Origin of the sequence: Flectobacillus major DSM 103 (assembly GCF_000427405.1) — a bacterium.
GTDB lineage: Bacteria > Bacteroidota > Bacteroidia > Cytophagales > Spirosomataceae > Flectobacillus > Flectobacillus major.
This window is the reverse complement of sequence record NZ_KE386491.1, coordinates 4,599,811-4,620,590: the sequence shown is the minus strand read 5'-3', so window position 1 is coordinate 4,620,590 and position 20,780 is coordinate 4,599,811. Positions and strand designations below refer to the sequence as shown.

At 38.0% G+C, this 20,780-nt stretch carries 15 protein-coding genes; 4 read left to right on the top strand and 11 right to left on the bottom strand.

Features of this window, described 5'->3' with window-relative positions:
* Nucleotides 1-155 precede the first annotated feature (155 nt).
* The 3 genes from FLEMA_RS0152175 (at nt 156) to FLEMA_RS0152145 (ending at nt 3,519) form a co-directional block, all read left to right on the top strand.
* Complete coding sequence (locus FLEMA_RS0152175) at nt 156-1,073, top strand: hydroxypyruvate isomerase family protein (RefSeq protein ID WP_026997169.1); 918 nt, start codon at nt 156-158, stop codon at nt 1,071-1,073.
* Between the two features lie 259 nt (nt 1,074-1,332).
* Nucleotides 1,333-2,277, top strand: a complete 945-nt coding sequence (locus tag FLEMA_RS0152160; protein ID WP_026997979.1) for an alpha/beta hydrolase — start codon at nt 1,333-1,335, stop codon at nt 2,275-2,277.
* 132 nt (nt 2,278-2,409) lie between these two features.
* Nucleotides 2,410-3,519, top strand: coding sequence for an acyltransferase family protein (locus tag FLEMA_RS0152145; RefSeq protein WP_026997978.1), 1,110 nt, complete (start codon nt 2,410-2,412; stop codon nt 3,517-3,519).
* A 66-nt stretch (nt 3,520-3,585) separates the two neighbouring features.
* On the opposite strand, the gene FLEMA_RS73770 is transcribed toward FLEMA_RS0152145, so the two are convergent.
* The 11 genes from FLEMA_RS73770 to cmk form a co-directional block, all read right to left on the bottom strand.
* The gene (locus tag FLEMA_RS73770; RefSeq protein ID WP_044173436.1) at nt 3,586-3,894 is read right to left on the bottom strand and encodes an isoamylase early set domain-containing protein; all 309 of its coding nucleotides are present in this window, start codon (nt 3,892-3,894) and stop codon (nt 3,586-3,588) included.
* Between the two features lie 465 nt (nt 3,895-4,359).
* On the bottom strand, nt 4,360-5,184 hold the full coding sequence (locus FLEMA_RS73765) for an energy transducer TonB (protein WP_044173434.1): 825 nt from the start codon (nt 5,182-5,184) through the stop codon (nt 4,360-4,362).
* A 323-nt stretch (nt 5,185-5,507) separates the two neighbouring features.
* The gene (locus tag FLEMA_RS73760) at nt 5,508-6,833 is read right to left on the bottom strand and encodes a M56 family metallopeptidase (protein ID WP_081681383.1); all 1,326 of its coding nucleotides are present in this window, start codon (nt 6,831-6,833) and stop codon (nt 5,508-5,510) included.
* Between the two features lie 31 nt (nt 6,834-6,864).
* Nucleotides 6,865-7,368, bottom strand: coding sequence for an ExbD/TolR family protein (locus FLEMA_RS73755; protein ID WP_044173430.1), 504 nt, complete (start codon nt 7,366-7,368; stop codon nt 6,865-6,867).
* Nucleotides 7,369-7,425: 57 nt separating this feature from the next.
* The gene (locus FLEMA_RS73750; protein WP_044173428.1) at nt 7,426-7,800 is read right to left on the bottom strand and encodes a BlaI/MecI/CopY family transcriptional regulator; all 375 of its coding nucleotides are present in this window, start codon (nt 7,798-7,800) and stop codon (nt 7,426-7,428) included.
* Nucleotides 7,801-8,147: 347 nt separating this feature from the next.
* Nucleotides 8,148-9,893 carry a DNA polymerase III subunit gamma/tau gene (locus FLEMA_RS0152015; RefSeq protein WP_026997977.1) on the bottom strand — a complete coding sequence of 582 codons (1,746 nt, stop codon included), beginning with the start codon at nt 9,891-9,893 and terminating at the stop codon, nt 8,148-8,150.
* Between the two features lie 248 nt (nt 9,894-10,141).
* Entirely contained in the window at nt 10,142-11,416 is a 1,275-nt protein-coding gene (locus FLEMA_RS73745; RefSeq protein WP_044173425.1) for a glutamate-5-semialdehyde dehydrogenase, read from the bottom strand.
* 278 nt (nt 11,417-11,694) lie between these two features.
* The gene (locus FLEMA_RS73740; RefSeq protein ID WP_044173423.1) at nt 11,695-13,329 is read right to left on the bottom strand and encodes a CotH kinase family protein; all 1,635 of its coding nucleotides are present in this window, start codon (nt 13,327-13,329) and stop codon (nt 11,695-11,697) included.
* 150 nt (nt 13,330-13,479) lie between these two features.
* Nucleotides 13,480-16,731, bottom strand: a complete 3,252-nt coding sequence (locus FLEMA_RS73735) for a hypothetical protein (RefSeq protein ID WP_044173421.1) — start codon at nt 16,729-16,731, stop codon at nt 13,480-13,482.
* Between the two features lie 104 nt (nt 16,732-16,835).
* A complete protein-coding gene (locus tag FLEMA_RS73730; protein WP_044173419.1) occupies nt 16,836-17,927 on the bottom strand; it encodes an NAD(P)/FAD-dependent oxidoreductase in 1,092 nt (363 codons plus the stop codon).
* Nucleotides 17,928-18,043: 116 nt separating this feature from the next.
* Nucleotides 18,044-18,727 (bottom strand): (d)CMP kinase, encoded by a 684-nt coding sequence (cmk, locus tag FLEMA_RS73725; RefSeq protein ID WP_044173418.1) that lies wholly within the window; start codon nt 18,725-18,727, stop codon nt 18,044-18,046.
* 111 nt (nt 18,728-18,838) lie between these two features.
* On the opposite strand from cmk, the gene ade reads away from it, so the two are divergent.
* Complete coding sequence (gene ade, locus FLEMA_RS0151805) at nt 18,839-20,485, top strand: adenine deaminase (protein WP_026997164.1); 1,647 nt, start codon at nt 18,839-18,841, stop codon at nt 20,483-20,485.
* Nucleotides 20,486-20,780: the final 295 nt, after the last annotated feature.

Here is a 20,780-nt window from a genome sequence, read left to right as displayed (position 1 = left end):
TGATTATTTTTGAATATGATTTTAAAATAATTACTCATTTACTCAATTTGGGATGGCTCATGTTTTATTATTCCCCTACAAAACCACTCTATTATCAAGCTGAAAATATGTATATTGGGGCATTAAATATTCAACCATTTAACTACCTCAATACAATGCAAAGAAGAGATTTTGCAAAAAACCTTATGGTTGGTGCAAGTGTTTCGGCCCTAAGTGGCTCATTGGTACATGCCCAACCTAATATCCCACAAGCCCCCTTCAAACTCAAGTATGCTCCTCATTTTGGAATGTTCGAGAACTCGGCAGGAAAAGACCCTATCGACCAGCTCAAATTTATGCACGAAATAGGTTTTAGAGCATTAGAAGACAATGGCATGATGGGTAAATCGCCTGAATTGCAAAAAAAAATTGGCGATACCCTCAGTAAACTCGACATGACTATGGGAGTATTTGTGGTGAATTTTGACAATTGGCCACTTAAAACAAGTCTTACGAGTGGTAGCAAAGAATGGAGAGATAAATTTTTGGCCACCTGTAAAGAAGCCGTAGAAGTTGCCAAACGCTGTAATGCCAAATGGATGACTGTAGTACCTGGCAATTTTGAAAGAAACCTACCAATAGGTATCCAAACAGCCCATGTTATTGAATCTTTACGCCGAGCTTGCGATATTTTCGAGCCTCATGGATTGGTCATGGTTTTGGAAGCCCTCAGCGATACCCCTGACTTATTCTTGCGTAACTCCGACCAAACATTTATGATTTGTAAAGCTGTAAATAGCCCTTCTTGCAAATTCTTGTTCGATATGTGGCACATGCAACGCAACGAAGGCCATATCATTTATAACATCAACCAAACTTGGGACGAAATCGGGTATTTCCAAATTGGCGATGAACCAGGCCGCAATGAGCCTACAACAGGTGAAATGAATTACAAAAATATTTTCAAACATATCAACGAAAAAGCCAAAGCCTCTGGACGTGACTTTGTACTAGGTATGGAACACGGCAATTCTATCAAAGGAAAAGACGGCGAACTCAAGCTGATTGAAGCCTATCGTGCTAGCGACATTTAACGTTGGTGATGTAAATAGCAAAAAATATCAGTCAAGTATTATATTTTATTGGTTATCATACCTTTAATCAGTAATTTGCCCACTTACCCAAAAGCACAAAGGAACAAAAGGTTGTTTAACAAAAACTACCATCTGTTTTGGGGAAATATGTATCCTCTATAGGTATATTTTTTCGCCAATATTAACACAAAATTACGTTGTTCCTTTGTGTCTACTTATGCAGATACCTAACCGTTTTGTAAGCCCCCCTATTATTCCAATGAAAAAAAACCTATTACTATTCATATTATGTTTGGTAGGTTGGTATGGTTTTGCTCAGGCAACCGAACAAATCATTGTATTACCACAAACCAGAGGTGTTTTAGAAGGTACATTACTGTTACCTCCAAGCCACAAACCAATTCCTGTAATTTTGATAATAGCAGGCTCAGGGCCAACCGACCGCAACGGAAACAATCCTTTGGGAGTAAAAGCCAAATCGTATCAACTATTAGCCGAGGCTCTTGCCCAAAATGGTATTGCTAGCTTACGCTATGATAAACGAGGTATCGGAAAAAGTATGAAGGCGGCTTCTAAAGAAATAGATATGCGGTTTGAAGATAGCGTCAATGATGCAGCTCAGTTTTTGGATACCCTCAAAAAAGATAAACGCTTTGGCAAAATCTATATATTGGGACACTCAGAAGGCTCATTAATCGGGATGCTATTGGCTCAAAAAGTAACTGTAAACGGTTATATTTCAGTGGCGGGCTTGTCGCAGGGTATCGACGAAGTTATCAATCAACAAATCAAAGCACAACCTTTTCCAGATTCGGTCAAAAATACCGTTTCTGAGTATCTCAGTATTTTGAAAAAAGGGCAAACTATTCCTAAGCTTATGCCGCACTTGGTGATTGCCCAACTATTTCGAGCGAGTGTTCAGCCTTATATGATTTCTTGGCTTCAATATGACCCTAGTAAGGAAATAGCCAAACTCAAAACCAAAATCTTGATAATTCAAGGTGATGCCGACATTCAAGTAGCCGAACAGGAAGGACAAAATTTAAAAAAGGCTGCACCAAAAGCTCAATATCTGATGATTCCGAAGATGAATCATGCTTTGAAAGAAGGCTCGTTAGATAGAACCGAAACCATGAAAAACTACCAAAATCCTGATTTACCTTTAATAAAAGGCCTTACGGAGGGTATTGTTAAGTGGCTCTAGGTGGGCTTTTTCGTGAATTATGGTTTTGTTTACAATTATTATATTTACCCACAAACTATTACTTTTTTATATCAAAAAACTTTAGGTAATAAGGCTATTTGATTTATTTTGAAAACTTCAACAACAAGCATAATGAAACAACGACTACTATCATTAGATGTCTTTAGAGGCATTACTGTTGCCATGATGATTTTGGTTAATAATCCTGGCGACTGGGGGCATATTTATTGGCCTTTAGAGCATGCCGAATGGAATGGTTGTACGCCAACAGACCTCGTTTTTCCTTTCTTCTTATTCATTGTGGGGGTATCTGTTTCATTTGCATTTCAAGGAAAAGAACCTGATACTAAAACCATTCTCAAAATTATTGAACGTAGCCTCAAGCTATTTGGGTTAGGTTTATTTTTATCGCTTTTCCCCAAATTCGATATATCGGTAGTACGTATTATGGGTGTTTTGCAACGTATCAGTATTGTTTTCTTATGTTGTTCTTTACTATTTATTTTTACTAAACGAAATGTTCAATACTGGATACTGATAGGTATTTTGATACTCTACTATATTCTCATGACTTTTGTGCCAGTACCCGATGCTGGAGCGGCTAATCTAAATGCCGAAACCAATTTGGGAGCTTATTTCGACAGACTTATTTTAGGCATTCCACACTTGTATAAAGCTGCGAAAGTCTGGGATCCTGAAGGCTTGCTCAGTACTTTACCTGCTATTGGCAATGGTATTTGGGGAATGCTGGCAGGGCAATATATGCAAAGAAAAGACCAAGAAGCTTCTGTAAAACTTCTTAATCTTTTCCTTGTTGGATGCACGGGCATGCTAATAGGATGGGCTTGGGATAGTGCAGGGTTTCCTATCAATAAAGCCTTGTGGACAAGCTCATACGTGTGTTGGACTGCTGGTATGGCAACTTGCTTTTGGGCAGGATTCTATTGGCTTATTGACATCAAAGGCTACCAACAATGGACAAAACCCTTTGTGGTATATGGGGTCAACGCTATCACAGTATTCTTCTTATCGGGCCTGATTCCTCGTATTCTTAGAATGATAAAGGTACATACAGCCGATGGCGAAGAAGTAAATCTTCAAGTCTATTTGTACAAATCATGGATTGTACCTTTGTTCCAAAGCCCTTATAATGCTTCTTTGGCAGGAGCTATTATACTTGTAAGCCTTTGGTGTGGTATTCTTTGGATTATGTACAACAAAAAAATCATCGTAAAGGTATAATCAAAAGCTACTAGCCTTGTAAGTAATAATACCACGATACAAGGCTAGTTGTGTCTCCAATGTTACTTACAATACTACTACCGAATTTTCGTCGGCTGTAATACCATTCGGTACAAATTTATCAGCACCCGACTCGTTAGTCCAAGTCGTATTATCTAACAAATAACGGAATTGAAATTCTTTACCTGCTTCAAGCTCTAATGTTCCTTTAAATGTACCGTCCTTTTGTTTTTTCAAGGCAGTAGCCGACGCATCCCAATTATTGAACTCTCCTACTACATTCACTGCTTTTGCACCATTTACTTCCTCAGCAGGAACTGCAAACGTAACTTTACAAACTGGTTTCGATTTCAAATACTGTTTTGTAATTGCCATAATTGATAATGAGTTTTTAGGATTTATTTCTACTAAATAATTGTCTATTTGTGAAGTAAGCTTATGTACCAATCACGAGTTGGCTATGAAGTAATCAATACCGTACACTCGTTTTTCGATACACCACAACTTAGTATGAAGCAAGGAGGGTTATTCATAGTTTTTCTAAAGGACTACAAAGCCTAATTAGGTGACAAAACACTATCAACTGAATCATTCTTATTGTTTCTTTTATCGAAAAAACTATATAACCTTCCGAATGCTACCTTGATAAATTGTACTTTATTTATCTTTCAAGTTATAAACTTAATGCAAATATTCAAAAATTATTCCCATAATTTCCTAATAACCAAGTTATTAATTATTAATAATATTAAAATAATTATATACTAACTTTTCTTACTACTAAAAACAGTATAGAACTCAACTCGCTGTTTATCAGAATCTATTATTTTTATGATAGTATTATTCTTCTACTACCTGAAATGCAATAGGTAAGGTAAAACGAACTGGCACGGCTCGCCCCGACTGTTTTCCGGGCAACCATTTGGGCATTTTACTCACTACTCGCAGAGCTTCTTCGTCGCATCCAAAGCCAATGCCTCGTATCACTTTCAACTGCGAGATACTCCCATCGGTAGCCACTACAAACTGTAAATATACCTTTCCGCTAACTCCCACTTGTTGGGCTTGCTCTGGAAAGCGAAGGTTTTTTTGAAGATAGTTTATCAAAGCATTCATACCACCACGAAACTCTGGCATAACCTCGGCCGATAAAAAGGGTTGTTCTACCGTTTTTTCTACTGTTACGGGTTCTGCAATAGGTGTGGTTGTGGCCAAATCAATATCTACAGGAGGCGTATCTACCTCTGCCCCTGCTATATTTTCTGATCCTATAAAGGCCTTGCTTTCAGCCAATTCGTCTTGTGTCGGGGGGAGGTCTATGACTTGGTTGTCGGGTACAATTTCAAAAACATTGTATTTAATCGTTTTTACAGGCACAGCCTCTGGTGGTGTCATTGGAGGCTCTGGAATCGGTAGTTTTTCGGGAGGAGGAGGTAGTTTTACATCTGTGAGGGCTATTTCTACGGTTTGCTTACCTCCCTCTTTTTCTATTGCCCATAGCAAAGGTGTTGCCAAAGTCAATCCAAACGTCAATACGCCTATCATAGTAGCTCGTTTTACAATTTTGGTATACTCAGTACGAAGTAAATACGCTCCGTACTGTTTGTTGCGATGCTCAAAAATGATTTCATCCAACGTGTCGAATGATGTTGTTTGATTTTCCATAAAATATTTAATTAAAAGTTTAACTAATTTTTTAGTTATAATACTTGAAAAAAAATCCTCTGCTGAGGACAAATAGGTTTGTGGCTTGGAAGAAAAGGTTTTATTGATAGTATACTCAGTAGTTGATTCGATTAATAATGGAGTAAGCAGCTATAATGATCCCAATAGGTAGAATTGATTGTACAGTCGAGAACTAATTACTAGGAATTATACGACCCAGAGTTATACTAATCAGTCTACTAGATTTCACGAAGAATTTTATTCTTTTTTGTAAAAATCCGTATAGCTCTGAGTCATTTTGAGGTGCTATAAAAATCTATTTTCTATGATAAAACAAAATTAATAGGAACTGTAAATCTACAGCGAACAGTCTTGCCTTTGTGTACGCCTGGAATCCATTTTGGAGCGGATTTTAGCACACGAATAGCTTCTTCGTCGAGGCCAAACCCAACACCCTTCAAAATACCATAATCTTCTGTTCCTCCATCTTGATTTACCGTGAACTGTACATACACTTTACCAGAAATATTAGCCCTTACGGCACTTGGAGGATACTTTAGGTTTTTTTGAAGGTATTTGACAAACATTGGCATACCACCCTTAAATAAGGGTTGCCGTTCTACTGCAAAAAACACTTTTTCTTTCTCTTGTTTTAGCTCCTGAGCCAATGCTGGACTAATAATACTAGCCTGCGAAATATCTATCTCTGCTTCGCTAATCACCTGACTACCAGTATTTTTAGGCTCTGGGGAGGTCGCTTCGTCGGTTCGCTTTTCTGTAATTCTATCCAATTCCTGCGAAAGCTGCTCTGTTTCAATTACTGTTGCTGATGACATTACCACCATCAACAAAAATAACGGAATCACTAAGCCATATTTCAGCATCGACTTATCGTCGGAACGTTCTTGTAACAACATTTTAACCCGAATTTTTAAAAGAGATTCATTGAAAAAATTGTTGGTTAAAGGAATCATATTTACGCCAAATTGCTCATTAAATAACAACATTGCATATTCCTCTTTCGACAATTTTCGTCGGCTAGCTATTTCGTCGGCAATAAATTCATGAATATGACGAATAGATTTTTTGTATAAAAATACCACAGGATTAAACCAGTTGAAAATGGCAATTAGCTCAAAAAAAAGTACATCGGCCGAATGAATCTGGCGAATGTGTACATACTCATGCTCGACAATAACATCACGCATTTTTAAATCTTTGCTGACAAACAAGAAATTAAAAAATGAAAAAGCACTTTTGATTCCCTTATGATTTTTATCTCTTAGCAAGTTACCCAAATAGGCCATTTGAAGCCCCAAACGCCCAACACCCACAAGAACGCCTATGATATACGCAAAGGAAATTAAATCACCAATATTCCAAGTTGGTAAGCTAAAAGCCTCCGATTTATCATAATATACACTTGGGTCATAAATAACACTGATAGTCTGATATACCTGCTCGGTAACAAACCAGTCTTTAAGGCTTTCTAGCTGAATAGAAGGGATAAAGAATGATAAAGCTGCCGCAGCCAACAAATAAGCACGATTGAGGTGAAAGAAAGTTTCTTTTCTTAATAGAAAATGATAAAATCCATAAAATAGAATCATGTAGAGATTCACTTGTAAGAGATAGTGCAACCAGTTCATCAGCGTCAAGATTTAAGCATTTAGAATAATATTATCGAGCTTGGAAAGCTATTCTATTTAATTCATTATCAGTCAATTCATTAACGATAGCATAACGTTTATTATTGGTAATCGTAAGTTCGTCTAGGAGATCTACCATATTTTTGTATTTGGCTTGGTCGGTAGATTTTATTACTACCGAAAACATATCGCCAATACGCCCACGATACCCAAATAATATTTTCCGAATACCGTTGATAGAAAAATTTGTTTGCTGAATCTTGATAGAAGGGTCGTCGGCTAGCCCTTGATAATAAAAAATCTTGTTGTTTTTGTCCAGAATCAAGGTAAGAGCATCACTCTTCCTAATAGGCGATGTGCCGTTTTCCTTTACAGGCATGCTCAATTGCATGGTAACGGGCTTTAAGAGCGTGGTAGTAAGCATGAAAAAGGTTATCAAAAGAAAACCTAAGTCAACCATCGGGGTCATGTCTACACTAGTAGATTTGCGACCGCCCCGTGTGCGGCTTTTGTCGGAGGTGGAAATTTCAGCCATTTTGATAGTTATTTTTAGAGGAACAAAATCTTTGTACTGCCCAGCCCACTACCCTATCTATTTTTTCATACTATTGATAAGATTCAAAATCTCATCGGCTTCTTTCATATCTATTTTTCCTTTTTTTGAGAAAAATGAAAATAAGCTTGAAAACGAATTTTCAAAATATCCTTCTACCAGCTTTTCGGTTGCAAATGTACTATATTGCTCTTTGCTGATTATAGGAAAATACTCGTGCGACTTGCCGTAAGCTTTATGACTAACAAATCCTTTTTCTTGCAAAATTCTCACAATTGTTGATACAGTATTGTAAGCAGGTTTGGGTTCGGGCAAGTAGTCTAGTATATCCTTCACAAAACCTTTTTCAATCTGCCAAAGCACTTGCATAATCTGCTCTTCGGCTCTGGTTAGTTCTTTATCAATGGATTGCATAACTTTCGTGTTTTCTTTATGAGATACCTGTTGTTTGAGGGAATTATATTTTGGTGACCTAAAACTAAAACTAATTTTTTAGTTATACAACTATTTACTTAGTTTTTTTTCAAAAAAGAATAATACTTACTTAGTGAATAAGTGACTGAAGGCTTAAAAATGAGGCTATTCAACCTTTATAACTGGCGAATAGCTTCGCCAGTTATAAAGATAATACTGCAAAAAACAGCCCTATAAGCCCTTTAATCCTGTTGTCAGCAATGTTACAAGAGTATGAACCTTGCCTGAAATAAAATGACGTTTGTATTACTTGCTACCAAAAGTTTGCCCATGATTGATAACCCAACTTAATAGTCATAGTCTAAACCAAAGGCATTACGAAGGTCATTTAAGGCAGGATTTTTATTTGCTAAAAACTTAAATTTTTCGGCCTGCGTATAAATCATAGGTTTCTCGTCTTCCTTCAAAATACTCACTTCTAAATGTATCGTAGCATTTTGCATTTCACGCCTCAAATGCGTCAACACTTCTGTACGCAAAGCAGTTGTAAGCAACTCTACTTGGATTTCGTTGTCGACGGCCAAAAGAATAGTTGTTCCTTTCAAACTAAAATCACGATTGAGGATTACATATTCGCTAAATCGCTCACGAGATTCTAGCCATTTTACAAAAGCATCCCACTTTACTTTGAGTTGGTCGTGTGTAAAGGGTTTATTTTGGGTAATAACAGGCTCTTCGACACGAGCAACAGTAGGCTGCTGGGCTGTATTAGTAGTACTCTTGCCTAGGTTGGCGGTTGTTTTTAGCCCTCCAATAGGCGTTTTAGGAATCGACATACCTGTGGCAGCCGAACCCGTATTGCCGCCTGATACGGTAGTAGTATTGGCAACGGCTGTAGCTACGGGTGTTTCAGCTGGCGTAGTCACTTTGGTATTTTCAACCTGCAACTTTCCCACTCCTCCACCCTCCACAGCGGGCAAAGACGCAAGATTAATTACATGAGCTATATTGGCCATTTTGAGTAAACAAATCTCAATATGTAATTTCTGATTTTTGGCTGCCTTATAAGTCAAGTCGCACTGAGCACCCAAGCTCAAGGCCGATGCCAAGAAAGAAAAGGACGCTTCGGCCGATTGTTGCAAATATTTCTGCTGTACACTTTCCGACACTTGTAATAACTTTATGGTAGAGGGGTCTTTACAAACCAACAAATTTCTGAAGTGTTCGAGTAAGCCTACAATAAATTGATGTCCGTCAAAGCCTTTTTTCAAAATTTCGTCAAAGAGCAAATAAGCCTCTGCCACTTTGGAAGCCATCAAAGCTTCGGTCATTCTGAAATAATAATCATAATCCAGAATGTGTAGATTTTCTAATACCTCGGCATAATGCAGGGTATTATCTTTTGAAAAGGTCACATTGAGGTCAAACATCGAAAGGGCATCACGCAAGCCCCCATCAGCTTTTTGAGCAATTAATTCTAAAGCATCTAATTCGGCAAAAATCCCCTCTTTAGCAGCAATAAAGGCCAAGTGCTGAGTCATATCGGCAATTTGAATTCTGTTGAAATCAAAAATCTGACATCTCGACAAAATAGTAGGGAGGATTTTATGCTTTTCGGTAGTTGCCAAAATAAAAATGGCATAAGCTGGTGGTTCTTCGAGTGTTTTCAAAAAAGCATTGAAGGCACTCGTCGAAAGCATGTGAACCTCATCGATAATATAAATTTTGTATTTACCCGACTGAGGGGGATACCGTACTTGGTCTATCAAGTTCCGAATGTCATCTACCGAGTTATTAGAAGCTGCATCCAATTCATGAATATTGAATGAAGCATTATTTTGAAAGCTCTTACACGAATCGCACTCACCACAGGCTTCGGCCTCATGGGTAAGGTTCTGACAGTTGATTGTTTTAGCAAGAATTCTGGCACACGTGGTTTTTCCAACACCACGTGGCCCACAAAACAAAAAAGCCTGTGCCAAGTGATTGGTACGAATAGCATTTTTGAGAGTTGTGGTAATATGTGATTGACCCACTACAGAATCAAACAAAGCAGGGCGATATTTCCGAGCCGAGACTACGAAGTTTTCCATAGTTGCAAGTTAGCAAATAGTCGGCAAACAGAGAAGAAAAGGCTTTAGAATAGCTATCGAGGTAACGGTTATACGACTGTTCTGATAAGAATAACAGCATGTTCTATATAAATACCCATTACAGTTTGTAAAAATAGATATGTTGAAATCTATCTGTGCTTGAGGAGTACCCTGAGGTTATAAAATCAAAAGGCGGCCCTTGGGGAGCTGCCTTTTGATCTACAAAATATGCTATACGAATTAGGGTATTACCATCTTACCTGCCCATCGCCTTCTACAATCCACTTTTCGGTAACAAGTTTTTCTAAAGCAAAAGGCCCTCTGGCGTGAAGTTTTTGGGTAGAAATACCAATTTCGGCTCCTAGGCCAAATTGTCCACCATCGGTAAAGCGAGTTGAGGCATTGGTATAAACTGCAGCGGCATCTACTTCCTGAATAAATTGCTTACAGTAAGCTTCATTATTTGACAAAATAGCCTCCGAATGACGAGATGAATGTTGACTAATATGTGCCAAAGCTTCATCTATACCCGTCACAACTTTTACCGAGCATTTATAATCTAGAAACTCCCTACCAAAATCCGACTCTTCGGCTAATTGTAAATTGCTGTAACCTGCTTCTTCAAAAATTTTGTAGGCTGTTTCATCGGCAAATACTTCTACATTCCATTGAGTAAAACCTTCGATTAAGGTTGGTAAAAATTCCTCGGCAATTACGTCATCTACCAAAACGGTGTCTAATGAATTACAAACCGATGGACGAGACACCTTTGCGTTTACTACAATTTCGGTAGCTTTGGCCAAATCGGCGGTTTGTTCAACATAGGTATGACATACCCCTGCCCCTGTTTCGATGGTTGGCACTAACGAGTGCTTACGAACAAACTGAATCAGCGATTCAGAACCACGTGGAATAATCAAATCGACATATCTTACCGCTGTCAGTAGCTCTTTGACAAAAGCACGGTCGGTAGGCAACAAACGAATACAATCGGTATTTATATCAAACTCTCGTAATACATCATGAATCAAACTTACCAAGTAGGTATTGGTATCGAAGGCATCTGAGCCTCCTCTAAGTACCACAGCATTGCCCGAACGAATACACAAAGCTGTTACATCAACCGTTACATTGGGTCTGGCCTCGAAAATAACACCTACTACACCCATGGGAACTGCTACTTTTTTGATTTTCAGGCCATTTCCCAATTCTTTTGCTAACAATACTTGTCCTGAGGGATCTGTTAAGTTAGCTACATCTTTGATGCTTTCTGCCAAATCGGCAATGCGTTTTTCAGTAAGCATCAAACGGTCATATTTGGGGTCTGCTTTGTCCATACGGTCTAAATCTTTTTGATTTTCGACAACAATCTGAGCAGTGTTGGCAACTAAAGTTTCGGCCAAACGATACAAAACGGCTTTCTTTTGTTCGTCTGTCAAACGCCTTACGGCTGCTGAAGCCGCATGTGTTTGAGCCAAAAGTGGCACAATGGTGGTAGTTACATCAATTGTTTCAAGTTCCATAATCTGGTTAACATTTCATTTAGTCTACAAATTTCGCAAACATTTTTATCTATAGGTTGATTTTTTTATTTTATCTTCTGTAATCTTTTTATTTTTAAACACAGTTATCTCAAAATAGTTCTTGCTGAATCTATTTAAACAAATCTGGATTGGGTATAAGGCTGCTGAAAAACAACAAAAATTGTATCCAGAATGAATTTTTCCTTGTTAGCAAAATATCCATTTTAAAAAAAAACAATTATGTTGGGAATAGTTTTTTACAATCGAAGGTCTTTTTATTATTTTATAATTTTGATTCGCTCGATAGGTAAATCATTTAACTGAAAATTTAGCAGATACATACCTGAAGGCAATGACTGTGCCACCCCAAAAGGAATATGATAACTTCCTTTGTCTTGGTTTTGGTCGATAATATTGGCTATTTGCCTTCCTGTCAAATCGTAAATACCAATTTGGACATGCCCTTTTTGCAGTACATGATAGGTCAAAATAGCATTGTCGTTGATGGGGTTAGGCACAATATTCAAGCTTTTGTTGCTTTCTAAAGTGGGTTCATTGCCCAATACCAAGCCTACCTTAGCAAATTGGTCATCGAGCCAGAAACCTCGTAAACGAATCCAATCTTTCATCCAATTCACTTCGTCTTGATAGGTAGCACCAACATAATAATTTGGCCAAATTTTTTTTCCTAATACCCCAGTCCAAAGTTCAAAATTACGTTTCATCGCTGGCTGAATCACTGTAGCTGTTGAGTCTACCCACTGACTGATATTTTCGTTATTCAAAATAGATTTCCGAAGGCTTTTCCAACGCATAGCCGCTTTTTTCATAAAAATAGAATCGTTGGCCATTGTACTCCACCATGTAGGAGCAGGATAAATATCGCCCTGAGGAATCGCGATATTATTGACCTCATATTGCCAACCCATTACTTTATATCCATCATAATAATCAGCATTGCCAAAGGCAAGGTTGTAGTCCCAAGCAGGCCCCATTTTTAGCCTACCATCTTTACTATTTCGGTCTTTGTAGAAATACGTACTCAAGCGATACCCGTCTACATTTTTGGTAAATTCTGTTAAAATAAAATAATCAACAAAAGCGTCTAAGTCTATCATTTTACGCCATTCGGCATCGGGGCTTTGGTAACCTGAATCATTAAGCGACTGCTCAAATTGAGTAATATATTGCTTGATATAATTCAATTGCTCGTTGGTTAAATCGGCATATTTGGGGTATTCTACCTGATACAATAGTTGAGGTATACTAGTATTGGTCCAAAACCGAGAAGGCGAGCCACTTGTTTTGTCAAATTTCAAGATATAACCGCCTGTTAGAGCATCGCCCGAATTATCGGTTTTCTTTAAGCTTGTAACATCTACCCTATTTTTGTCTCTTTTTATTTTTTCCATCAAAATATATACGCCCTGATAGCTATTATTCAATACCAATTCACAGTAGCGTGTTTTGGTAGCGTATCGCCCCATCTGATTGGCTAACCGATAGGCCAATACATCTCGCATGAGTGTCTTATCGTTGTAGGTAGCGTTCAGTACCCAGTCCGATTCTTCGGGCATACCCAATAGACTCACTTTCTGACTTTTTTGGGTGGTATCTATCCATGTTTCAAAGCCATAGGGCTTTTTAGGGAAAAGGTCTTTGGACGAAGACCCCCGCAGTTCTATTCCAATAAATCCATTATAATCTTTGGGGCTATCTTGAAGTTTGTTTACCTGATTACTACCATTATTAATAAGCTCTAAAGTAGCTAATATTTTGGGCTCATCAGGAATATACCTATTGTACTGGGTAGTAATTTTTAGAATGGGCAGGTTCGATTCCTGAAATGTTTGTGCATATATAATATGCCCCATCATAACAAACGCACAGGTTATTAATAGTATTTTTTTCATAGTTTTTAGAAATAAGTATAGACAAAGGTAGCTGAAAATTATAATATTGATGAAATATACCGCTACTAAGAAAAGGGGTATTGAGTTATTTATAGTACAAAAAAAATCCCTTTCAGTAACCTGAAAGGGATTGTACCTATAACGATAACCCTAAAAATCATACCCTAAGGTTAGGTAAGAAATAGGACTCTTGATTTCTTTGTTTTCTAGCCCCCAAGCTATATCAAACTTCACAAAATAACCTAAAATTGTGGTTCTAACACCAGCTCCATAACCCAATAAGAATGGGCTTCGGAAGTCGGTAATGGTAGCTTTGAAAGGAATATTTTCTCCTTTGGCTATCTGTTCTTCTGTCAGGTTAGGTAAAACATAGGTATTAAAAGCATTTCTTCTTGAAAAAGGGCCAGTGCCTGTCCAAGCTGTACCAATATCGGTAAAGCCTGTTAGCTGTAAGTTTTTAAAGAAATTAGAATAAATCGGCCCTGAATATAAATACTTAGCAATCGGGAAGCGAACCTCGGCATTAAACGACATATAAGATGTTCCTGATATTTTATTGATATTGAACCCACGCAAAGGCGTAGCATAGTCTAAGAACAACAAATCACGAGTAATCGACGACGATGTAAATGGATTACTTTTGCTATTGGTTTCTTCATACTTACAATCTAGCCAGTTGTCCATACCTCCCATAATAGTGGCTTTGGGTGCATTGCCAAACGAATGCCCTCCTGCTCCTCTAAATGCAAGAATAGTACCTTTCCCCAATCGGATATAATGGCGAAAATCAATGCTTACTTTTTCAAAGCCATCAGAGGCTGAAGTAACACCCGTATAATGGTCAAAACGTACTTTGAAACGTGTACCTTCGAGTTGATTGATACCATGACTAATCGTGTTATCGTAAACAAATTCGGCACGAGCTCCTAGATAATCAGCATTGATGGTAGGCAGATAAGGAGCTGTTGTACTCTGATTGAGATTAAACTCATAATAGCGGGTTGTGGTAAACGATGGTGTTACCGTTAGTCGGGCATTGGCGTTGAACGGATATGAAGCCGTAAATGACAATTTATTCAAGCGGTACTTGGTATCTATAATCTCGCCATCTTCACTTACCGACCTTCTGTCGAATCGAACAGAGTAGTCTATTTTTTTGGCCAAATACGAATACTCAGCCCACAAATCTGAGTTCTTGAGATTCGGGGTAATAAAAATACCTGTTTTTAATAAATGATTTTCTAACAAATCATTCATATTCAAACTTGCCTTCAAGCCAAATCCACGTTGGGGTAGTGGGTCTACAACAAAGTCGGTTTCGGTACCATTTACCACAAAAGCATTATTGTAATCGGTAGGCCCTTTGATTTTGATATTATCTTTTCGAGATTGTTTCGACAAAATAATTTTATCGGCTCTTGTTCTTTTTTCGTTCTTTTTATCGGTGGTCGAGCTTTTGGCTGTTGCACCTTCTTCAAACTGATAATTTTCAGTATCTACTTCGCCAGGCTCTAATACTATTGAAGGAGCAGCAGCCACTTCTTTAGGAGCTTCTTTGACAGGTGCTTTTGCTTCTTTATGGCTTTCTTTATTTTGTATTTGCTGAACCCCAAACAATTTGACATTTCTATTGGTATAAGGCACATTACCTTTGATACTCAAATCAGCATTTTTCTGATATACCAAAATGTCATTGTTATTTTCAAAAAAACGGTATACCAAACTATTGGTAGCTATACTATAATCAAAATCTGCAATATCGCCCCTAAAATTAGTAACCTGATTAGCCGAATTGTCTCCAGCATTGAGTTTATAAATATTCTTGATTCCTTTTTCGTCGCTAATAAAATAAACGGTATTGGCATCGGCAACGATTGGCCGCGATATACTACCCAACGAGTCTACCAAGCGTTTTACAGTTTCTGATTTAGGCTTTCCTTCGTGCAAAAACAGATTGAAAGTATTATTTAGCGTTTTGTAGCTTCCTTTATCGGTTTCTAATGAGTCTTTTAATCTATTAGAAACAAAAATCACCTTACCTGCCGAGCCTACAAACTGTGGACTTAGGTCGTCGTAATAGTCATTGGTAAGTTGTGTTAGAGCGGCTCTTGAAATATCGAAAAGGAATAAATCATTTTGTCCTTTGCTTTGAGCACTGAATACAATACTTGTACCACTGTCAGAAATATCAAAGTCATTGATTTGATCAAAGTTTTTGAGGATCCGCTTGGTTTGGAGAGACCCCGTCAAATCTTTTTCGGTAATATTCGAGAAAAGATATAACATAACATCACCTCTGTCTTCAAAAATAACCGCCAACGAGCCTCCCTTTGTCCAAGAAACCAGCGGTGTATTGTTATCAACAGATTGGTTGAGTGTTCTATAGCCCGAAATAAGCAGTGTTTCAGAAGCCTTCGTTTTTAGGTTTACAATTTCAACACTGGCACGTCCTAGCTCATTTCTAGAATAAGCCACAAATGCACCATCTGGACTAATTCTAAACTTATTGACACGAGAAGTGCTATTGATTTTCGATTCTGCAATTTTAAAATCAAACTTCGGAATAGTATATGCCGAATTGATTTGTTCAGTATTGGTTAAGTAAAACTCACGCCACTCTTTCAAAAATCTACTAAAAGGCATTCCTAAAGTACTTGAAATAGACGTTTGTTCATTTCTGATAATACGAGTAAGATTAAGGATATTAGAAATATTGTCTCGACCGTATCTTTCGGCAATATAATTCCAGATAGCTTGTCCAACCAATGCAGCTTCTTGACCTGCTACCTGATTCGGTCGTTTGAGGTATTTATTGAGTAGGGCATCGGTCATATAAGAATCCATTTCGGTACTCCAGCCCTCTGCAATATAATTGGTAATACCATTAACAAACCATTCGGGTACACTCAATAGCAATGAGTTTTGGAGAGATTCTTTAATACTACCACCATACAACATATCATGCACAAATACCCTTGCAATTTCGCGGGTGAGGTCTTTTCTAAAAGCCGTAGCATTGCCCGAATAGGCTATTTCTATTCTTGATTTAGAAAGATTTTCGTCCCGAATTTCTTTTTCGCTTGAAAGATTCAAACCAACATTGCTTTGGTTGAGGTCTTGAGTGGCATTATAGACAAAAATTTTGGTACGTCCAAAAGGAGAATAGCCCAATATATCGGTAATTTTATCAAACTCCGATTCGGCCATTTGAATCGCCAAAGTAGCAGTTTGTTGGCCGCCTTCATAATAATACACCTCAAAGTTTTGGGTACTCAATACCCTCCAATTAAATGGTCTATATTGAATTCGGTTTTTACCAAAAGGCTCTTGGGTCGGAAACGTAGTTTGAGCTTTGGCGAAATAAGACGCTACCAAAAATAGTATCAGTAAGAGTTTTTTCATTGTTCTTTAAGCTTTGAGCGAAGAGCCATAAGATATAAACAAGGTGCTAAAAAGCCTCAAGACAAGCTATATATAAGTTAGCGAGCGAGCCAGAAACTCATATCTTATTTCTCACGGCCTAAATATAACGAAGCGAAACGATTTATATTGACTTCGTTGTCAAGTTCTTTTTCATTCACAAGGAAATCTACAAAATGTTGGGCTAAATAGGGTGCTAAAGAAACGCCTTTTGAGCCTAAGCCATTAAAAATACCGACACTACCCACTGATGGATGAACGCCTAGAAAGGGGCGGCGGTCTTGTGTAGCAGGACGTACCCCAGCCAAATGATTCAGCACCGATACCCTCGGAATCATCAGTTTATCATATTTGTCTAGCAATTCTTCTCGCCCTTTTTCTGTTGGGGTCCAGTCTAGCTGATGCCAGCTGTAGGTAGCCCCTAGCCGACAAGTATGGCTGGTTAGAGGCACCACAAAAGCACCTTGATTGATAATTTCTTTTAGCCCTATGGTTTCGTTAAATTGAATGGTTAAAACCTCTCCTTTTACAGGGCTAAATGGCAACCAAGCAAAGAAAGGATTATCTTTTCCGTAAAAACCTTCACAAAAAATAATTTTTTGAAAGTTGATAGATTGGTTTTCATCAATCCTATATTGCTGATGATTTATATCTAAACCAGCAATGTTGAAAGAATGTTGAAGTAAAACTTCTTTTTGAGTAAAAAAAGCTTGGAAAGCTTCTAGCAAAACAGGTAAATTAACCCATCCAGAATGTTTTGTTGTAATACCTCCTAATTCGTTTTTTACAATACCTTGGTGCATTTGGCTGGGCAAGCTCACCGTACCAAAATCGCCAAAAGTATTTTGGGCTTCGGGCTGAGTCAAGAAATCTTTGATAGCCTGATTAGGAAAGGGGCGATACATGGGGGTTGGATGAAAAAACGACGCACCTAATTCTTTTTCGAGAGCAGCGTAATAGGTTTCGAGAAAAGGGAAAAGCGTATCGGCCTTCCATGTTTTTACTAATTTACGCCCTGTTACGGGATTATAAATACCTGCAGCCACCTTCGATGACGATGGCAACAAATGGGCATCTAGTACATATACGCTTTGCTTGGCTTGCATCAAGGCATACGCCAGTACAGAACCAGCCAAGCCTTGTCCAACAATAAGATAATCCGTTTTTTTCTCAATCATTCAACTATGTTACTGATTTAAGTTAATAAGCCAACACTGATTACTGGACAATTACACAAAGGATATAACCCACTAGGTATACCTGTTTTGTAAAATATCCAGTAACCTGCTTTATACTATAGTAAAGCTATTTTGGCATCGTGCAACTGTACTACAAAAGCCACTTGCTCTTCTAGGGTCATAAAAGAGGTATCCATCAATACAGCGTCTTCGGCCTGTACCAATGGGCCTTCCTCACGGGTAGAATCGATAATATCTCTTTTTTTGAGGTTTTCGAGAATTTCGTTCAAATCTACCATTTCACCTTTTTGCAAAAGCTCCAATTGGCGACGTTCGGCTCTGATTACGGGGTCGGCAGTCATGAATACTTTTACTTCGGCATCAGGAAACACCTTTGTTCCAATATCGCGTCCGTCCATTACCACACCACGGTTTTTGGCCATTTTTTGTTGTTGGGCTACCATTGCTTTTCTTACAACGGTAATAGCACTCACCTCGCTCACCATTTGCGAAATATACATTTTACGGATTTCCTCCTCTACATTCAGGCCATTGAGGTAAACATCGCTTGCCCCCCGCTGCTCGTTGAAATGGAACGTAATATGAATCTCGGACAAAGCTTTTTCTACTTCTTTAGGATTCGTTAGGGTGATATGGTGTTCATGAAAGTACAGGCTCACAGCCCTATACATAGCACCTGTGTCTATAAAAGCATAACCTAATTTAGCGGCAACACGTTTGGCTGTTGTGCTTTTTCCACAACTAGAATAACCGTCGAGAGCAATAATGATTTTCTTCATTGAATAGATATTTTGTGCAAAGATAAGTAACTTGAGGCAGAGTTAAGAGTCAATCAAATAGGATTCAGTAGTTAAAGAAAACAAATATCTGACAATCAAACAAGTACTTTTATGCAGGTTTTAGCAAACATCATCAACATTCTCGAAAAAAAAATCAATTTTGGTCAAATTACCATTGATGCAGGAATTATTACCGATATAACCATTTTGTCAGAAACACCTCAGAACAATACCCCTTATATTTTGTCGGGTTTTGTAGATGCTCACGTACATATTGAAAGCTCGATGCTTACGCCTGTACAATTTGCCAGATTGGCGGTTGTACACGGAACTGTAGCAACGGTGTCGGACCCTCATGAAATTGGTAATGTTTTGGGTGTACAAGGGGTAGAATACATGATCGAAAATGCTCGAAAAACACCATTTAAGTTTTGTTTTGGGGCCCCTTCGTGTGTACCTGCTACTACTTTTGAAACAGCAGGGGCGGTTATTACTCCCAACGATATACAATATCTTTTTGAACAATACCCCGAAGTAGGCTATCTGGCCGAAGTGATGAATTTTCCAGGGGTATTGAACGGCGACCCCGATATGTTGGCCAAAATTGCCTTAGCACAGCAGTTTAATAAACCTGTAGATGGCCATGCACCTGGCCTACGAGGCGAACAGGCTTTCCGCTATATTCAGGCGGGTTGCCAAACCGACCACGAGTGTTTTACGGCCGAAGAGGCTTTGGATAAGCTACATTTTGGTATGAAAATTTTGATTCGAGAAGGCTCGGCTGCCAAAAATTTCGATGCTCTGATTGGCCTTTTGCCTGAACATTATCCAAATATGATGTTTTGTTCAGACGACAAACACCCCGATAATTTGGTAGAAGGACACATCAATCAGCTGGTAAAAAGAGCTTTGGCACTGTTTCCTGATTTGCTATTTGAAATCTTACAAGTAGCCAGTGTAAACCCTATTGTACATTACAATTTGCCCGTAGGTTTACTCAGAAAAAATGACCCTGCCGATTTTATTATGATTGATAATTTGGAAGACTTTAATGTATTGAGTACTTACCTCAATGGCGAGAAAATAGCCGAGGCTGGACAAACCTTTATTCCGAACCTATCAAGCAAAATTGTTAATCAATTTTGTTGCAATCTCAAAGAGCCACAAGAATTTGAAGTTGCAGCACCAGAATCTTCAAAAAACCTGATTAAAGTCATAGAAGTTTTGGACGGACAGTTAATAACTTTGAAATCAGAACATGAGGCAAAAGTAGAAAATGGACGTATTATATCAGACCTTGAACACGATATTTTGAAAATTGTAGTAGTAAATCGCTATAAAAATGCCCAACCAGCTATTGGTTTTATAAAAAATTTCGGCCTAAAAAATGGAGCAATTGCCTCATCTGTGGCTCATGATTCGCATAATATTGTAGCTGTTGGTATCGACGAAAAGGCAATTTGTGATGCCGTAAACCTAATAATTGAAGTACAAGGAGGGGTATCGGCGGTGTCAAGTGATGGTGTATCGAGGGTACTACCTTTACCAATAGCAGGATTAATGTCTGGAGAAAATGGCTATGATATAGCAAATAATTATTCGGAAATTGATAAATTTGCAAAAGAATTAGGAACAAAACTGAAATCTCCCTTTATGAGTCTTTCGTTTATGGCCCTTTTGGTGATTCCTAATTTAAAGCTTTCCGACCTCGGATTATTCGATGGCGAGAAGTTTGAAATTACAGATTTGATAGTATAATACTTCGTCGATAAAACTTAAAACAATCTATTTTACAAATGAAAACGTACTATTTTCATTTGTAAAATTTAATATCCAATTATGATAAATCTAGATACTTTTATTAACGTTCTTACTATTTTTTCCAAAAGAGTTGTACATTCTTTTTCTAACAACACTATAACTAACCTCTCATTTTTTACCAGAAGTACATTCAATCGCTTTGCTATGCTCGATTGCATAGTTTAATTAACTATTTATTTTATTACATGTCAGAAAGCCTAACCTAGCGATTTCTTAGGTTTTCCTCTTAACC